Genomic DNA, 15,447 nt, shown 5'->3' with positions numbered 1-15,447 from the left:
CCCGGTGCAGGCCGTGGCGGTGGGTCTTTAACGAACAGTGAGGTGGCGCGACGTGGCCGACGAGCTATGGATTGACGTTCTGCCGTCCATGAAGGGGTTCCAGCCGAAGCTGGCCAAGGAGACCGGCGCGGCGGCGAAGAGCGCCGGGCAGAAAGCCGGCAAGGAATACTCGGCCGCGTTCTCCTCCGGCGCCGACGGCGCCACCTCGGCCAGCGTGGCCGAACTGGAAACAGCGCAGAAGCAGGCCGCCGGGCTCGTCTCCAAGCTCTCGCAGGACGTGAGCAAGGCGCGCCAGGCTCAGCAGAAGTCAGCGGCCGCGGTCATCGACGCCGAGGTGAAGCTGGCCGCCGCCGTGGAGAAGTCCGGCGCGGACTCCGATCAGGCGCGGGCCGCCGCGCTTCGCCTGGATGCCGCGCGCGGCAAGGCGGAGGACGACACCAGGAAGTTTGCGAACTCCGAGGAAGCACTCAAGCAGGCGCACAACGCTTCGGAAGAAGCCGCCAAGCAGCTGGAGAAAGCCCAGAAGGGGCTGGGCGAGGAGATCGCCGAGCAACCGAAGAAGTGGGGCAAGTTCGGCGATGCGATCAGCACCGTGGGCGGCCGCTTCGAGGACTTCTCAGGAAGCGTCGGCGGCACCGTCACGCAGATCGCTGGCGCGGTCGGCGGCGCGGCGCTGCTCACCGAAGCCTTCGGCACCGCTTTGGAGGGCGACACCGCGGTGGACCGCATCAGTGCGGCGCTCGGTGCGACTCCGGAGCAGGCCGAGGTCTACGGCGCGGCTACGGGCGAGCTGTACAAGAACGGCTTCGGCGAATCCATGGAAGACGTCGGCAACTCGGTGGACGCCGTGGTCTCATCGATGGCGGGCATGCGCGACGCATCGCAGGCCGACATCGAGAAGATCACCGGCTACGCCATGAACTTGGCCGGCGCGTTCGATGTGGACGTGGCCGAGTCGGCGACCACCGCCGGATCCATGATCAAGAACGGTCTTACATCCGACGCGACCGGAGCCTTCGACCTGATTACCGGCGCCATGCAGCAGATCCCGCAGAGCCTGCGTGGGGAAGTCCTGCCGGTCATGGACGAGTATGGCAAGCACTTCGCCGCCCTCGGCATCGACGGCGAGACCGCCATGGGCATGATCGTCGCGTCTTCTGCCGACGGGGCCATCGGCATGGACAAGATGGGTGACGCACTCAAGGAATTCACGATCCGCGCGACCGATATGTCCAAGGGCACGAGCGCAGTGTACGACTCGCTGGGCCTCGACATGCAGGACATGACCACCAAGCTTCTGGCTGGCGGGGAAACCGCTGAGGGTGCCATGGCTCAGATCGTGCACGGGCTGCAGGGGATCAAGGACCCCGGCGAGCAGGCCGCGGCGTCGCTCGCCCTGTTCGGCACCCCGCTGGAAGACCTCGGCACCGACCAGATCCCGAACTTCCTGGGCATGGTGGACCCGATGGGCGACGCCTTCGGATCGCTGGAAGGCAAGGCGGAGTCGATGGGGCAGACCCTCAACGATAACGCCGGCACCAGCATCGAGACGATCACCCGCTCATTCATGGGCCTGATTACCGACGGCATCGTGCCGGCGCTCGGCCCGCTGCAGTCCGTCATGGACTGGGCCACCAACACCCCGGGTGTGCTCGAAGGTGTGGGTATCGCCCTCGGTGTCGTGGCGCTCGCCTGGGGCTATCTGACCCTCGCGGCCTCGCCGTGGCTGGCCATCGCTCTGGGTATCGGCGCAGCCATCGCCGGGCTGGTGCTGGTCATCATGAACTGGGGCACCATCATGGACTGGCTCAAGGCGAACGTGCTGGAACCCTTCCTGAACTGGATCGCCCCGGCGTGGGATGCGGTCATGGCCGGCATGGGCTGGGCCTGGACGAACATCCTCAAGCCTGCCTGGGACGGGATCGCGAAGGCCGCCGACTGGCTGTACCGAACGATCCTGCAGCCGGTGTTCAAATGGATCGGCGAGGCCTGGACCAACTGGACGAACAACGCGAAGTGGGCGTGGGAGAACATCCTGAAGCCAGCCTGGAACGCTGTCGCCGCCGGTGGCAAGTGGCTCTGGGACAACGCGCTGAAACCGGCCTTCGGGTGGATCAAGAGCGGCTGGGAAACTATGATTTCCGGCATTGGTTGGGCTTGGACGAATATCCTCAAGCCGATCTGGGACGGGGTCAGCGCCGGCGCGAAGTGGCTCTACAACCACGGCATCAAGCCTGCCATGGGCTGGATCAGCGACAAGTGGAACGCCATGGTCGACGGCATCGGACGCATCTGGGACAAGTACGGCAAGCCGGTGTTCTCCGCCATCAGCAGCCTGGTCAAGGGAGACTTCGTGTCTGCTTTCGAGCACGGCAAGAAAGCGGTCAAGAACATCTGGGAAGGCGTGGCGAACATCGTTCGCAAGCCGATCAACTTCGTGATCAACACCGTGTACAACGACGGGCTCAAGTCGATGTTCAACGGGATCGCGGAGAAGCTCGGCCTGTCCTGGCGGCTGCCGGACGTGGACGGCCTGCCGGCGTTCGCCAAGGGCGGTTACCACAAGGGCGGTTGGGCGCTGGTTGGTGAGGAAGGTCCGGAGCTGGTGAACTTCAGCTCCCCGGGCCGGGTCTACACCGCGGCCCAGACTCAGGACATGCTGGCCGGTCGGGAGCAGGCGCCGGACGGTTCGTTGCAGATGCTGGCCGGTGCCAAGCCAGCCGAGGCCATGCTGCCCGCCGGGGGGTTCTGGGGCGACGTCTGGGGCGGTGTCACCAAGGCGGTGGGCACCGCGAAGGACTGGGTCGTCGGCAAGATTGCCGAAGGGGTCCGAGCCCTCACCAACCCGCTCAAGGACTCCATCAGCTCGTTCCTGCCTGGGGCGGGAATCAACGAGTTGATCCGCGGCGGTGCCCACAAGGTCATCGACGACATGGTCGGGTGGGCTGTCGGCGCCGACGACAAGAAGGCGTTGGAGCAGGCGGCCGCCTCGGGCGGCGCGGTCTACGACGGGCCTCTGGGCGCGTTCCACCGCCCGTCCAAGGGTCCGTTCACCTCGATGTACGGTCCGCGCTGGGGTGGCTTCCACACCGGTGTCGATATTGCAGGCGGCGGTCCGACCTACGCGGCACTGCCTGGTGTGGTGCAGCGCGTCGGCTGGAACACAGTGCCGGGCAAGACCGGCATCGGCATTTACCTGAACCACGGCCCGGGCTTGTGGACGTACTACGGGCACAACCCGGTAGGCGGCCCGCAGGTGAAGGTCGGCGACCAGGTGAAGGCCGGCCAGCATATCGGCTACCAGGGCGCGACCGGCAACGTGACCGGCGTGCACACCCACTTCGAGGTGCACGAGGGCCGCGTCAACGGCACGGTCAACCCGATGAAGTACATGAAGTACGACAACGGAGGGTACCTGCAGCCGGGCGTGACTCCGACACTGAACGCGACGGGGAAGCCCGAACCGGTGCTGACCTCGAACCAGTGGTCGGTAGCGGAGCGTGCCATCAAGATGGCCTCGCAGGGTGCCCAGCTTCCCGAGAAGCTGACACTCGTGGTCGACGGGTACGAGTTCACCGCTTATGTGTCTGATGTGGCGGATGGGCGGATGCGCCAGGCGAAGCGTGAAGCCAGGCGTGGCAACCGGCAGATGACCGGGCAACGGTAGATAACAACGATTTGAGGAGGTACCCCGATGGCGATTACTTGGGGAAGCTACCAGAACAACAGTTCGGGCAACGGCATGCGCCTGGGCTACGAGTTCTCGCAGTCACCATCGACTGTCAGCTCGGGAACCTCCTCTGTTACCGTTACCGTCGACATTTGGGTGCAGACCAAAGCATCGGTTTCGGACTCCACCAACAACCTGTCAATTAGCGGTTCGTGGTCTTCGTCCGGGGCTGTGAGCATCAGCCACGGCTCCGGCGGCGGCACAACCAAGGTACGCACCCTGTCGCGGACGGTGTCGACTTCCTATAGCGGGAACGTGTACACGAGCTTCACTGCGGAACTGTCGGGGATCAACGCGATCCCCGGCACCGCGTCGGTGTCCGGGCAGCACACGACCGCCCGCCGCCCGTACCAGAAGCCATCAGCACCATCGAACGTCAGCCTGTCGCTGTACGGAAGCGGTGGGCGTGTTACGTGGACTCGCAGGCCATCCAGTTCGGCACCGTACGACAGCATCGAGCTGAACTACCAACGCAACGACGGCGTGTGGCAGGACTCCGCGACCCTGTCTGGTGGTGCGTCCTCGTACATCACCGGGGCTTTTGCGAGGAATGCCGACTACCAGTACCGTGTCCGCGCCCGCAACAGCAGCGGAGTGTCCTCCTGGGCATACTCGAACACGGTGCACACGCCACCGGATCCTCCGGCGGCACCGTCGAACGCGACGGTGACCCGCTCCTCGGACACCCGGCATGTGGTGTCCTGGACTAGGGGCAGCAGCTCTACTGCTTCCCCGATTACGCAGCAGGAGATCCGGCGTTGGGACATCGCTTCCGGCGCGTACAAGACCATCGCCACCGTGTCCGGATCCGTGTCGAGCTTCACCGACTCGACCACGGTCGCGAATCAGCAGTACCGGTACGCGGTCCGTTCGAAGAACTCTTCCGGGTCCAGTAGCTTCGCCTACACCCCGTATATCGCCACGACCCCTGCACCGCCGACGAACCTTGTTGCTAAGCGTCAAGGTGCCGATGTGGTGCTCACCTGGTCTTTGGCGGGGGTGCGTAAGCACCAGGGCGTGGAAGTGTGGATCACCGCTGACGGCGTGGACGGAACGAGCCGTGACGTACTGTTCGTTGCGGGGACAACTTCATGGACTCATGCCAGCCCTGACCCGACGAAAACATACCAGTACCGGCTGAAGACTGGCGTGTGGGCTACAGCTTCGACGGAGACTGGCCCGGACTTGTGGTCTGCGTTTTCTGCACGGTCGAACGTGGTGCAGCTCCTCGCCCCACCGAACGCCCCGACAGGCTTGGTGCCGTCGGCGACGGCTGTGGACGGCATGGACAGCATCGCGTTCAACTGGGTGCACAACTCGGTGGATACGACCTCGCAGACCGCTTACGAAGTGCAGTACCGTGTGGACGGCGGAGCGTGGGTGGGGACGGGGAAGGTCCTGTCCGCCAACGAGTTCAAACTGTTCGCGTTGGACACGTTCACCAACGGGACCACATTGGAGTGGCAGGTCCGCACGTGGGGCGACCACGCGAACCCGTCGCCGTGGTCGCAGCTCGCTGTGGTCACGGTGTCGGCACGCCCGTCCGCGACGATCATCTACCCTGACGGTTCGGCGGGCATACCGGAAATCCTGTCGTCCACGCTGGCCGTGGAGTGGGGATACTTCGACCCGGAAACGACCACGCAGACTGGTGTCCGGTTGCGTCTTGACGATGCGAACGGCGCCCAGGTGTGGGCACGTACTCTGTCGATGGCTTCAACATCCTACGAAATCCCCTATGTCCTCGCTGATGGCGGCACCTATACGGTGTCTGTGTCGGTGAAGGACGCTGCGGGGTTGTGGTCCTATGAAGCTGCACAGGAATTCAACGTCAACTATGCGAAACCGCCAACTCCTGCAATTGAAGCCGTGTGGGATCTGGATTTGGGTGGTGTTGTCGTGAGCATCGAGCACCCTGCGCCTTCGGAGACTGAGGCGGAAGCGGTGTCTGCGGACCTGCAGCACAGTGCTGACGGGGAGGACTGGACCACGATTGCAGACGGTTTGGACCCTTCAACGTCGACGGTGGATTTCATCCCGGTTCTGGACACAGTGAACTACTACCGGGTGATCAGCTATTCGGCGTTGCCGTCGTCTCTGGAATCCACGCCGGTGCCCGTCATGATCGAGTCCAAAGGCTGGGTGTTCGTCAACGGAGGCCCGGACTGGTCAGTGATCTGCCGGATCCGCGACAACGTCGAAACCAGCCAAACCCCAACCAGGGCGAAAACGCTGAACCACTTCGCAGGCCGACAATACCCGGTCATGACCTCCGGCGAAGCGCGCACCAAAGCCGTCACGGTCTCCGGTCGAACTTCCGGCGGCGGGTCAACAGATACCGAGTGGCAAGCCCTGTACGACGACGGGGAACCAATTTGCTACCGGGAACCTGGTCCAGCTTTCGGCGGGTCCGGAGACCGGTTCATCGCCGCATTCCAGCAATACGCCCGGTCAAGACGGCAGATATTCGAAGAAGTCAGCATGACGTTCGAGCAAGTAGAGGAGGTATAGGTTATGCCCGCCCAGATCTACGCACTGGACATTTCCGGCCGGCGCACCAGACCAGCGGACCCGCTGTCCGGGCACCGGCAGGAATCGTGGCGGGTCAACCTCCTCAACAACAACGACGTCCTGCTGACCCAGCTGGTCGGGGTCGTGGGCGGCGAATTCACGTTCAATGTGAACGCAGCCATCCGCGGCTCCGGCAGCATCGAATACTCGGGAACGCCGCTCGACTGGAACCAGCACCGAGTCCAGCCGATATACCGGACCGAGGCTGGCGGGGCAGCAGTGGAGTGGCCGCTGGGAGTATTCCTGGTGGCCACCCCGTCCAGCGAATACAAGGACGGCGACCGTACGGTATCGCTGGAAATGTACGACAAGACGAAAATCCTCGAAGACGACCTCATCCCGGCCTCCTACCAAGTGGCCAAAGGGTCCAACGTCATCACCGCGGTGCGTGCCGTCCTTGCCCTATCGGGGCAAACAAGGACAGCGTTCGAGGAGTCAACGCAGACGCTGGCTACGGCGATGGTTTGGCCGGCCGGCACCTCCCGGCTGCGGATCATCAATGACCTGCTCGAATCCGTGAATTATTTCTCGATCTGGGTGGACGGTGACGGGGTGTTCCGAACTAGCCCGTACCTGTCGCCTGCAGATCGGGGCATGTCGTGGGAGTTCGAGGACAACGAAAAGTCGATCTACTCTCCGGAGTTCACCCATGATTTCGACACGTTCGACGTGCCGAACCGGGTCATCGTTACTGGGCAGTCCGACGGCGACACCGCGGCCCCGGTTGCTGTGGCAGAAGACAACGGCACTGGGCCTTTCTCTATCGCGACCCGCGGGCGGGTCATCAGCCGGTACGAGGAAGGGCAAGAGGCATCCAGCCAGGCGACGCTGCAGGCGATCGCCGAACGGCTGCTGCAGACCGGCCAGCAAGTCGGTTCCACGTTCAGCATCCAGCACGCGCCGATCCCGATTGATTTGAACAGTGTGGTGGCATTCCGGCGCGGCGTGGAAGCGATTGATGTGGCCACGACGTTGCAGACGATCAGCTACAGCATGGACACCGGAGCCTTGTGCTCCACGACGCTGAGGGAGTTCATCCAATGATCAACAACCCTTTCGTGAATGACAGCCCACCGGCTAAGTCCCCGCCGATCACCCGGTGGGTTGACGCAACAGTCACCAGTACTACACCGCTCACGGTGCAACTCGACGGGTTCGAAGAGGAACCTCAAGAACCAACCAAACCCCCGCTTGTCGGGGGTCTTTTAGTTAACGACCGGGTCCTCTGCCTGATGCAGGGCAGGCAGCTCGTCATTCTCGGAAGATACGGAGGCTAGCCATGGCCATGGCCCATTTTGATGTGTCCCTCGCCTACGACCAGGTAGTCAAGCGTGCAGTGCCAGGACAAGTCGCCCGTGTATCCCACCCGGACACGGACCTGCCTTTCGAAGACATCCTTGACTTGGACGGCAACCCGATCGCGGCGCTGGTGTCGAACTCGCAGGGGTATGTGCAGCCTTTCCAGATCCTTGACGGACCAGCCCACGTGAAGCTCACCGTCGGCTCGATCACCTACTACCTAGTGGACTTGAACGCGGTAGGCGCTGCCGCCACTGCCGCGCAGGAAGCAGCAGCCGCAGCGGAGCTGGCGGCAAGCCTTGTCGAAGCCCCCGCAGATGACGTGATTTCCACGCTCGTGGGCAATGATGCTTCGCAGACTGCCACGGCTGGCGATGCACGCTGGTTGCCGCAGGCGGAGGTCGATGCCACTTTTGCGGCCCTCGTAGGCTTGAATGGATCCGACACGCAAAACGCTGCCGACGCACGCTACACCAAGCGTGGAGAGCTGACGGTAAATGTCAGGGACTTCGGTGTCATCGGTGACGGTACGGATGAGACCGCCAAGTTCCAGGCGGCCTTTGACTACGTTGGTTCACTCGGCGGCGGTGAAGTTTTCGTCCCCCTACCGACTTTTGGGCAACCCTACAGAGTAGGTAAATTCTACTTCCCCCGGAACTTCCGGCTCCGCTCCGCACCGGGCGTCGTGTATAAGCGCATAGGCCTCTCCTGGGGAGGCATCAATAAGCCTGCCGACATCGGGGTATCCCCGCTGTCCAACTCCAATGATCCATACTCCGGCCATGGAAACATTGAAATTGTTGGCGGTGAATGGGACGGCGCAGTCTTAGACGAAGCCTACGTCCCAACTGGATTCAACTGCTTCATGTTTCTGGCTGCCAGGAACATCCTGATCGACAATGTCAATGTCAAAGACGTGGTGACAAACCACGGCCTAGACATCAACGGCATAGACGGCCTTCAAATTCGCAGAAGCAAGTTCCGCGGATACATCGACGGAACCACCGACCAGTCCAGGAACTACACTGAAGCAATCCAAATCGGGCCCATGAACGACACCGTCGAAACGGGAGGATCTTGGGTTCTTGATGCGAACGGCGCAGCCAGCCGCAATATCACCATTGACGGTAAATGCTACTTCGGTGCTTCGGGTACAGCAGGAACCCAAGCATGGCCAACCGGTGTAGGTAATCATAGTGCGATCAATCGTTCCCGAGGCCTACTTACCGGCGGCATCAGCATCACCGACTGCGACTTCGTAGGATGCACGTATATCGCAATCACCGTTTACACATGGGACAACTGCGACATCTACAAGAACCGGTTCGCTGGATGCCAGTTCGGAATCCGTGCTAATAACTTCACTGGCGCGAAGGCGTGGAACACCACAACCAAGACATGGGACACGGCACCAACCCGTGAGAACCCAACCGATCTGAAGATCACCGAAAACAGTTTTACCGACACGTCCGATACCGACATATCCATACTTGGTACGGGCGTATCTGGTGTAGATGGGGCATGGGGGTGGATTAGCAACGTCCAGATCGTCGGCAATACAAGGGTGCGCAATCTGCCTGGACGTTCAACAGGGCCGTTCATCCGTGCGCTGATCTGCAACACGATCCTGATTGAGCGGAACATCGGTGGACACAGCAGCAGGGGGGTTGAGGTTGCAGGTTCTCAAGGGGTCCAAGTGAGGGGCAACTGCATTACCAATACCCTCAACTATGGAATTATCGTCGATAACGCTAACGCTGTCCCGGAATTCCCAGCTGCCGATGCGCATGTTGAAAACAATAAGGTCATGGATGCAGGGTCGCACGGTATCGGTGTAAACGCTGTCCTAGGATTCGAGATCATCTCGAACAAGGTAAAAAACCCTGCACGTGTTTCGAGCGGCGTTGGCATCCTGTTCTCTGGTTCAGATGCAGGACTTGTCAGCACTAACAGCGTCACTGCTTCCTCGCTGCCATTCAGCATAACTGGCATTGGAGGTTCCAACTCGACTAATACCCGAGTCACCTTGGACAACCGGATCGAGGGCGTCAACACGCGCCTCGCCTCGCTCACCGGAGCGGGCACGTCCTACGGCAACATCGAGTACACGGTGTAGCGGAAATGGACTGGACAACGATTATCGTGCAGGGCCTGATTACGATCACCGCCCTGGGAACAGCCTGGTTGACACTGCGCAGCAAGATCGCGGAGCTGGGTAAGACCGCTTCTGAGGCAGCGCATAAGGCGGAGGAGGCGGCGACGGCTTCGCATAAGACGGAGCAGTCGATCAACAACCGGGACTCTCCGGCATCTGACCGGTGGGACGAGATCCATGATGATGTGAAAAGCGTCAAGGAAACTCTCGCCGAGCAAGGCAGGGACATCCGTGGCCTGCAGGACACGGCACATCTGACCCGGCAGAGCATCGGACGGCTGAGCGCTGACGACCGGCTGGGACGAAGGGAGACAGAGCTGTTGCGGAAGGACTTCGGAGAACACCTTGAACAAGCCGCCGAACGGGACCGGTTGATCCGGGAACTGCACAAGCAGTACGTGGATCCCCCCGCCGAACACGAGTAGCCCAACCCATCTGAAACCACTATTCCGCACGGCCTCGCCCCACCCTGGGGCGGGGCCCTTCCCATACCCGAAAGGCACCCCTCATGGCTGTCAAACTCACCCGGCTCGGCTGGGACGTACTCACCGCCAAAGACAAACGACTCGTGAACTTCCCATGGGTCACAGGCAAGGTCCGCAACGGCGACCACTACATCGTCCTTGATTACCTGGCACGCCGCTTCCATGAAGAAGTCGAACCCATCGTCCGATCCAAATCCTGGGGCTGGGCTGCACGCTCGGTGCGCGGCCTGCTCGGCATCCCGTCCGAGCACAACGCCGGCGTAGCAATCGACACGAACGCCCCGGACCACTGGCTCGGACTGAAGGGCACCTTCACCAACGCGCAGGAACGCAAGATCCGTGCCATCGTCGCCGACTGCGGCGGCGCCGTCCGATGGGGCGGAGACTACGCCGGCCGCAAGGACGAGATGCACTTCGAGCTGAAGGGCGGAAACGTCCTCATGAAGAAGATCGCCGACCAGATCCGTGCCGGCCAGGACCTGCACAACCCGCCACCAGCCAAGATCGAACCTGTGGCATCCAAGCCGGATCCGGTCTGGGACGGCCTGAGCGTCGAAGACACCAAGGCGGTGCAGCGGTACCTGCGCAGCATCGACAAGTACGACGGCGAGATCGACGGCAAATACCAGTCAATGACGAAGGCTGGTGTGAAGTCGTTCCAGACCGATGCGATCGTCTACGGTGGCGCGAAGTTCAAGGCCGACGGCGAATGGGGTCCGCTGACCCAGCGCTGGTTCGAGTGGGTGCGTGACGTGCTGCAGCCCGCTGTTGTCCGGTGGAAGGCTTCGAAGCGGTTGGGTCGGATGCTCGCCGATGGCCACTACGGCAAGCTCACTAACCGGCATGTTGCCGCGGTGCAGAAGTCGAACCGCAAGCGGTACAACCCGCGTAAGTACAAGATCGACGGCCAGGCAGGCGAAGTGTTCTGCGAGGCCTTCGACATCCCAGCTTTCAAATGGTAAAGGAGGAGATCATGTTGTGGACTAAGGAATTTTGGAAGGGTGTCGCCGAGCGTGGCATCAAGACTGGTGCGCAGTTCGCGTTGCTCACCCTTGGTGTCGGCGTGACCGCTGGCACTGTCGATGGTGAGGCCGCTCAGGTGATCAACGCGTTCGCCGTGGATTTCGTGACTCTCGGTGGTGCGTTCCTCGGTGGTGTTCTGGTGTCGGTGCTGACTTCGCTGGTGTTCTCCGGCAACGTGCCGAACAAGAGCATGGCCAAGCATCTGGCTGATTAGACCCCCAGAGCGCAGGCTGGGTGACGACCTGCGCAACGCTGGACCCCCGGAAGCGGCCGTTAGCCGGGAGCCTGGCATAAACGTAAATCGCCCGATCATTTTCCTGGTACCAGGAAAATGATCGGGCGATTTTTCTGCGTCAGACGATGCCAACTGTAGAGTTGAAAGCATCAGAGTCGATAAACAACCATGAGAGAGTTGGTTTAGCGTTTTGCACGAACGTATTCACCACCGGGCCTTTGCTGATCGCTTGATGAGCGCCGAGCAGGCTGCCGAGTTCATCAAGCCGGGCATGACCGTAGCCATGAGCGGCTTTACCGGTGCTGGATACCCGAAGGCAGTGCCCGGGGCACTGGCCGCGCAGATGGAGCGCCAGCACGCTGCCGGCAAGGACTTCAAGATCAACGTGCTGACCGGCGCTTCCACCGCCCCTGAACTGGATGGCGTGCTGGCCAAGGCCGAGGGCATGAACCTGCGCCTGCCGTACATGTCCGACCCCGAGCTGCGCCGCCGGATCAACGACGGCAACATGGAATACATGGACATCCACCTGTCCCATGTGGCACAGCACGCCTGGTTCGGCTTCTACGGCAAGATCGATCTGGCCATCGTCGAGGTTGTCGGCGTCACTGCCGAGGGAGCGTTGATCCCTTCCAGCTCGGTAGGCAACAACAAGACCTGGCTGGAAATGGCCGACAAGGTCATTATCGAGGTCAACAGCCAGCAGTCAGCGGCCATGGAAGGCATGCACGACGTCTACTACGGCACCGCGCTCCCACCGCACCGCAAGCCGATCGACCTGAGAACCGTGCGCGACCGCATCGGACAGCAGTACATGGACGTCGACGTGAACAAGATCGTCGCCGTCGTGGAAACCGACGCACCTGACCGCCTGAGCCCCTTCGCGCCAGTGGACGAGACCAGCGAGAAGATCGCGGATCTCCTGCTGACCTTCCTTGATTCCGAGATCCGCGCCGGACGCCTGTCCGAGAAGCTGCTGCCTCTGCAGTCGGGCGTGGGCAATATCGCCAACGCCGTGCTGGCCGGCCTGTCCCGCGGCGGCTACAAGGGCCTGACCGCCTACACCGAGGTCATCCAGGACGGCATGCTGGAGCTGATCAAGGACGGCACCATCGAGTTCGCCTCCGCCACCAGCTTCTCGCTGTCCTCGGAGGGCATCGAGGAATTCAACCGCAACGTCGACCACTACCGCAAGCGCATCCTGCTGCGCGCCCAGGAGATCTCGAACCACCCGGAGATTATCCGCCGCCTGGGCTGCATTGCGCTGAACGGCATGATCGAAGCCGACATCTACGGCAACGTGAACTCCACCAACGTGCTCGGCTCGCACGTGATGAACGGCATCGGCGGTTCGGGCGACTTCGCCCGCAACGGCTACCTGTCGGTGTTCATGTCCCCATCCACCGCCAAGGGCGGCAAGATCTCCGGCATCGTTCCGATGGCCTCCCACGTGGATCACACTGAGCACGACACCATGATCCTGATTACGGAGCAGGGCCTGGCCGACCTGCGCGGGCATTCGCCCAAGCAGCGTGCGCAGACTGTCATCGACAATTGCGCCCACCCGGAGTACCGCCCGATGCTGCAGGACTACTTCGACCGTGCCTGCAAGGAGAGCTACGGCAAGCACACCCCGCACCTGCTGGGCGAGGCGCTGTCCTGGCATGAGCGCTTCCGGCAGACCGGAGACATGCGCCCGGCCAACTAGGCTGGACTGGATCAGATGGCGGAGGGCCAGCACCATGGTTCCGGCCCTCCGTCATTTCCATGGGATCCGGCCGCAGGGACGGCTTGGCGGAGATTATCCAGTGGGTGACTGCGGAACGAGCTTGATGCCCAGGATCTGGTCATCCTGCGGGGTCGGGTTGCCGCGGCCGTCGGTATTGCTGGTCAAGACCAGCAGGTCTCCATTCTCGGACAGCAAGGCATCGCGCAGCCTCCCATGCTCGCCCACCAGCAGTTCTGATTGGCTATCGGGTGAATCCAGGCTGACGCTGCGCAGGAGCGCTCCGCGCAGGTTTGCCAGGTACAAGGTATCGTCGACAATCGCGATGCCGCTGGGGCTCGCCTCGGACGGCGCCCACTGCGCGATCGGATCAGTGTACTGATCCGTTGTGCCGCCGGATCCCTCGACCAGCGGCCAGCCGTAATTGCCTCCGGCCTCGATGATGTTCAACTCGTCCCAGGTGTTCTGCCCGAACTCGCTGGCATACATGGTCCCGTCCGAGCTCCACGCCATGCCCTGCACATTGCGGTGCCCGTAGCTGTAGACATAGGTTCCTGAGAATGGATTATCGTCCGGGATGCTGCCATCCGGTGCCATGCGCAGTATCTTGCCGCCCAATTGCTGGAGGTCCTGGGCCTGCTGGGGGTCCGCCGCGTCCCCGACGGAGGCATAGAGCATGCCATCGGGCCCGACTGCGAGCCGCCCGCCATTGTGGATGCTCGCCGACGGCAAGGCGGAGAGCAGCGTGCGCGGTGCCGAGAGCGAAAGGCTTCCCGTGGTGCCCTGCACGGTGAACTGCTGGATGCGGTTGCCTGATTCCGTGGTGGAGTAGGCGTACAGCTGATCGGGGGCGAGGAAGGCCAAGCCGAGCAACCCGCCTTCGCCCTGGGCTGCCACGCCATCGACCCGAGCGACTTCCTGATGCTGCCCGGAATCCAGGATTTCCACGATGCGTCCCGAATCCCGTTCGCTGACCAGCAAGCTGCCTTGGGCGTAGACCATTGACCAGGGGGCTTCCAGACCGGTGGCCAGGGGAGCGGGCGTGCTGGCAGGCTGGTCGCTGGCGGTCGGTGCAGCGCACCCATTGAGCAGGAGCATGCCAACCAGCGTCCAAGGAAAGAGGATGCGAGGCATGGTGCTGCTAGCTGTGTGCTGGTTGATGGCGCGTCGGACGATAGGTCAACTCCTGGATCCGGCCGTCCAGCAGCTTGGAATCGACAAGTTCCAGGTCATAGTCGTCCACCCCGCCAAGTACAGGAGCTGAGCCGCTGTGCCCGGTCAGCACGGGGAAGATGGTCACCTGGATGAAATCGACCAGGCCTGCCGCGAGCAGGGAATGGTTCATGGCGAGAGAACCGTGGGAGCGCAGCGGCACATCTGAGGTTTCCTTCAGCCGCGCGACGACTTCCAGTGCATCAGCGCGCTCCAGTGTGGGGTTGGGCCAGTTCAGAGGCTCTTCCAAGGTGGTGGAGATGACGGTGGCGGGCTTGTCGTGCAAGGCTACGCCCCACGCGTCTTCCACCTCGGGATTCATTTCGATTTCTTCCCAGAAGCGGCTGAAGAGGCGGAAGGTGTTGGCTCCGAAGACTACTCGGCATGCTGGCGTATACAGTTCGAGCCGATGGGCCAGCAGTTCCGGCCCTTGCTTTCCCCAATAGCCGCCCCAATCGCTTCCGGCACTGCCGAAGCCATCAAGGCTGCTGAACACATCGAAGGTATAGGTCGCGCTCATGGCGAACCTCCTGGAGCTCGGGCGTTAGATGCCACCTACCGTACGCAGGTGCTCGCAGAGGGAAAAGCAGTGACGCGGGATTCTCAGGGAACCGTTATGGACCCTGGACCACGGTGACCACGACGGATAGCAGTTGCACAACCAGCAGGCCGAAAGCCAGCGAGATGAGGGCCCATCCAAAGCTCTTCTTCAACGCAGCCACGATGCCTCCCAATAAGCCAAAGGCAGTGGGCAGGAGGAACATCCAGAGTGGTTTTGCCGTCCCCGTGTCTGCCCAGTCAATGAGGGCCAGGGCAGAAGCAAGCGCCAATCCCATCATTACCCAAGTCCATAGCGGACATTTGCCGACGAGTATATTTGCGGAGACCTTCAATTGCGCACCTTCTTCCCGCCTTTGGCAGTACTGCATCTGTGCATTGCGGGCGCACTACATGAAATGCACGCTCACTGTGCTGGCCATGATGCGCATCTTATGAATCTTCTGCTTGACG

At 62.1% G+C, this 15,447-nt stretch carries 10 protein-coding genes; 8 read left to right on the top strand and 2 right to left on the bottom strand.

Annotation, left to right across the window (positions count from 1 at the left end):
• Window positions 1–52 precede the first annotated feature (52 nt).
• The 8 genes from F0M17_RS16600 to F0M17_RS16565 all read left to right on the top strand — a co-directional run bounded on the left by F0M17_RS16600 (window position 53) and on the right by F0M17_RS16565 (window position 13,206).
• Complete coding sequence (locus tag F0M17_RS16600; protein WP_149597619.1) at window positions 53–3,667, top strand: phage tail tape measure protein; 3,615 nt, start codon at window positions 53–55, stop codon at window positions 3,665–3,667.
• A 27-nt stretch (window positions 3,668–3,694) separates the two neighbouring features.
• On the top strand, window positions 3,695–6,241 hold the full coding sequence (locus F0M17_RS16595) for a fibronectin type III domain-containing protein (RefSeq protein WP_149597618.1): 2,547 nt from the start codon (window positions 3,695–3,697) through the stop codon (window positions 6,239–6,241).
• A gap of 3 nt (window positions 6,242–6,244) precedes the next feature.
• A complete protein-coding gene (locus F0M17_RS16590) occupies window positions 6,245–7,345 on the top strand; it encodes a hypothetical protein (RefSeq protein WP_149597617.1) in 1,101 nt (366 codons plus the stop codon).
• A gap of 235 nt (window positions 7,346–7,580) precedes the next feature.
• Window positions 7,581–9,716 carry a right-handed parallel beta-helix repeat-containing protein gene (locus F0M17_RS16585; RefSeq protein ID WP_149597616.1) on the top strand — a complete coding sequence of 712 codons (2,136 nt, stop codon included), beginning with the start codon at window positions 7,581–7,583 and terminating at the stop codon, window positions 9,714–9,716.
• Between the two features lie 5 nt (window positions 9,717–9,721).
• Window positions 9,722–10,180: a hypothetical protein gene (locus F0M17_RS16580; RefSeq protein ID WP_149597615.1), complete on the top strand. Its 459-nt coding sequence runs from the start codon at window positions 9,722–9,724 to the stop codon at window positions 10,178–10,180.
• A gap of 83 nt (window positions 10,181–10,263) precedes the next feature.
• Entirely contained in the window at window positions 10,264–11,202 is a 939-nt protein-coding gene (locus tag F0M17_RS16575) for a peptidoglycan-binding protein (RefSeq protein WP_149597614.1), read from the top strand.
• 11 nt (window positions 11,203–11,213) lie between these two features.
• Window positions 11,214–11,477: a holin gene (locus F0M17_RS16570; protein WP_149597613.1), complete on the top strand. Its 264-nt coding sequence runs from the start codon at window positions 11,214–11,216 to the stop codon at window positions 11,475–11,477.
• Between the two features lie 211 nt (window positions 11,478–11,688).
• Window positions 11,689–13,206: an acetyl-CoA hydrolase/transferase family protein gene (locus F0M17_RS16565; protein ID WP_210416670.1), complete on the top strand. Its 1,518-nt coding sequence runs from the start codon at window positions 11,689–11,691 to the stop codon at window positions 13,204–13,206.
• 93 nt (window positions 13,207–13,299) lie between these two features.
• Here the strand turns inward: F0M17_RS16565 and F0M17_RS16560 are convergent, their stop codons facing one another.
• Together F0M17_RS16560 and F0M17_RS16555 are read right to left on the bottom strand one after the other, a co-directional pair.
• Window positions 13,300–14,358, bottom strand: a complete 1,059-nt coding sequence (locus F0M17_RS16560; RefSeq protein WP_149597611.1) for a sorbosone dehydrogenase family protein — start codon at window positions 14,356–14,358, stop codon at window positions 13,300–13,302.
• 7 nt (window positions 14,359–14,365) lie between these two features.
• Complete coding sequence (locus tag F0M17_RS16555) at window positions 14,366–14,956, bottom strand: dihydrofolate reductase family protein (protein ID WP_121867705.1); 591 nt, start codon at window positions 14,954–14,956, stop codon at window positions 14,366–14,368.
• Between the last annotated feature and the right edge of the window lie 491 nt (window positions 14,957–15,447).

The sequence above is a fragment of the Glutamicibacter sp. ZJUTW genome (genome assembly GCF_008370855.1).
Classification (GTDB): domain Bacteria; phylum Actinomycetota; class Actinomycetes; order Actinomycetales; family Micrococcaceae; genus Glutamicibacter; species Glutamicibacter nicotianae.
The sequence above is the reverse complement of the archived record's forward strand: the minus strand, read 5'-3'. Positions and strand labels throughout refer to the sequence as shown.

What these genes read in the sequence shown, in the direction of transcription:
- F0M17_RS16595 (WP_149597618.1), top strand. Translation starts at nt 3,695, where the DNA reads ATGGCGATTACTTGGGGAAGCTACCAGAACAACAGTTCGGGCAACGGC.
- F0M17_RS16590 (WP_149597617.1), top strand. Translation starts at nt 6,245, where the DNA reads ATGCCCGCCCAGATCTACGCACTGGACATTTCCGGCCGGCGCACCAGA.
- F0M17_RS16585 (WP_149597616.1), top strand. Translation starts at nt 7,581, where the DNA reads ATGGCCATGGCCCATTTTGATGTGTCCCTCGCCTACGACCAGGTAGTC.
- F0M17_RS16580 (WP_149597615.1), top strand. Translation starts at nt 9,722, where the DNA reads ATGGACTGGACAACGATTATCGTGCAGGGCCTGATTACGATCACCGCC.
- F0M17_RS16575 (WP_149597614.1), top strand. Translation starts at nt 10,264, where the DNA reads ATGGCTGTCAAACTCACCCGGCTCGGCTGGGACGTACTCACCGCCAAA.
- F0M17_RS16570 (WP_149597613.1), top strand. Translation starts at nt 11,214, where the DNA reads ATGTTGTGGACTAAGGAATTTTGGAAGGGTGTCGCCGAGCGTGGCATC.
- F0M17_RS16560 (WP_149597611.1), bottom strand. Translation starts at nt 14,358, where the DNA reads ATGCCTCGCATCCTCTTTCCTTGGACGCTGGTTGGCATGCTCCTGCTC.
- F0M17_RS16555 (WP_121867705.1), bottom strand. Translation starts at nt 14,956, where the DNA reads ATGAGCGCGACCTATACCTTCGATGTGTTCAGCAGCCTTGATGGCTTC.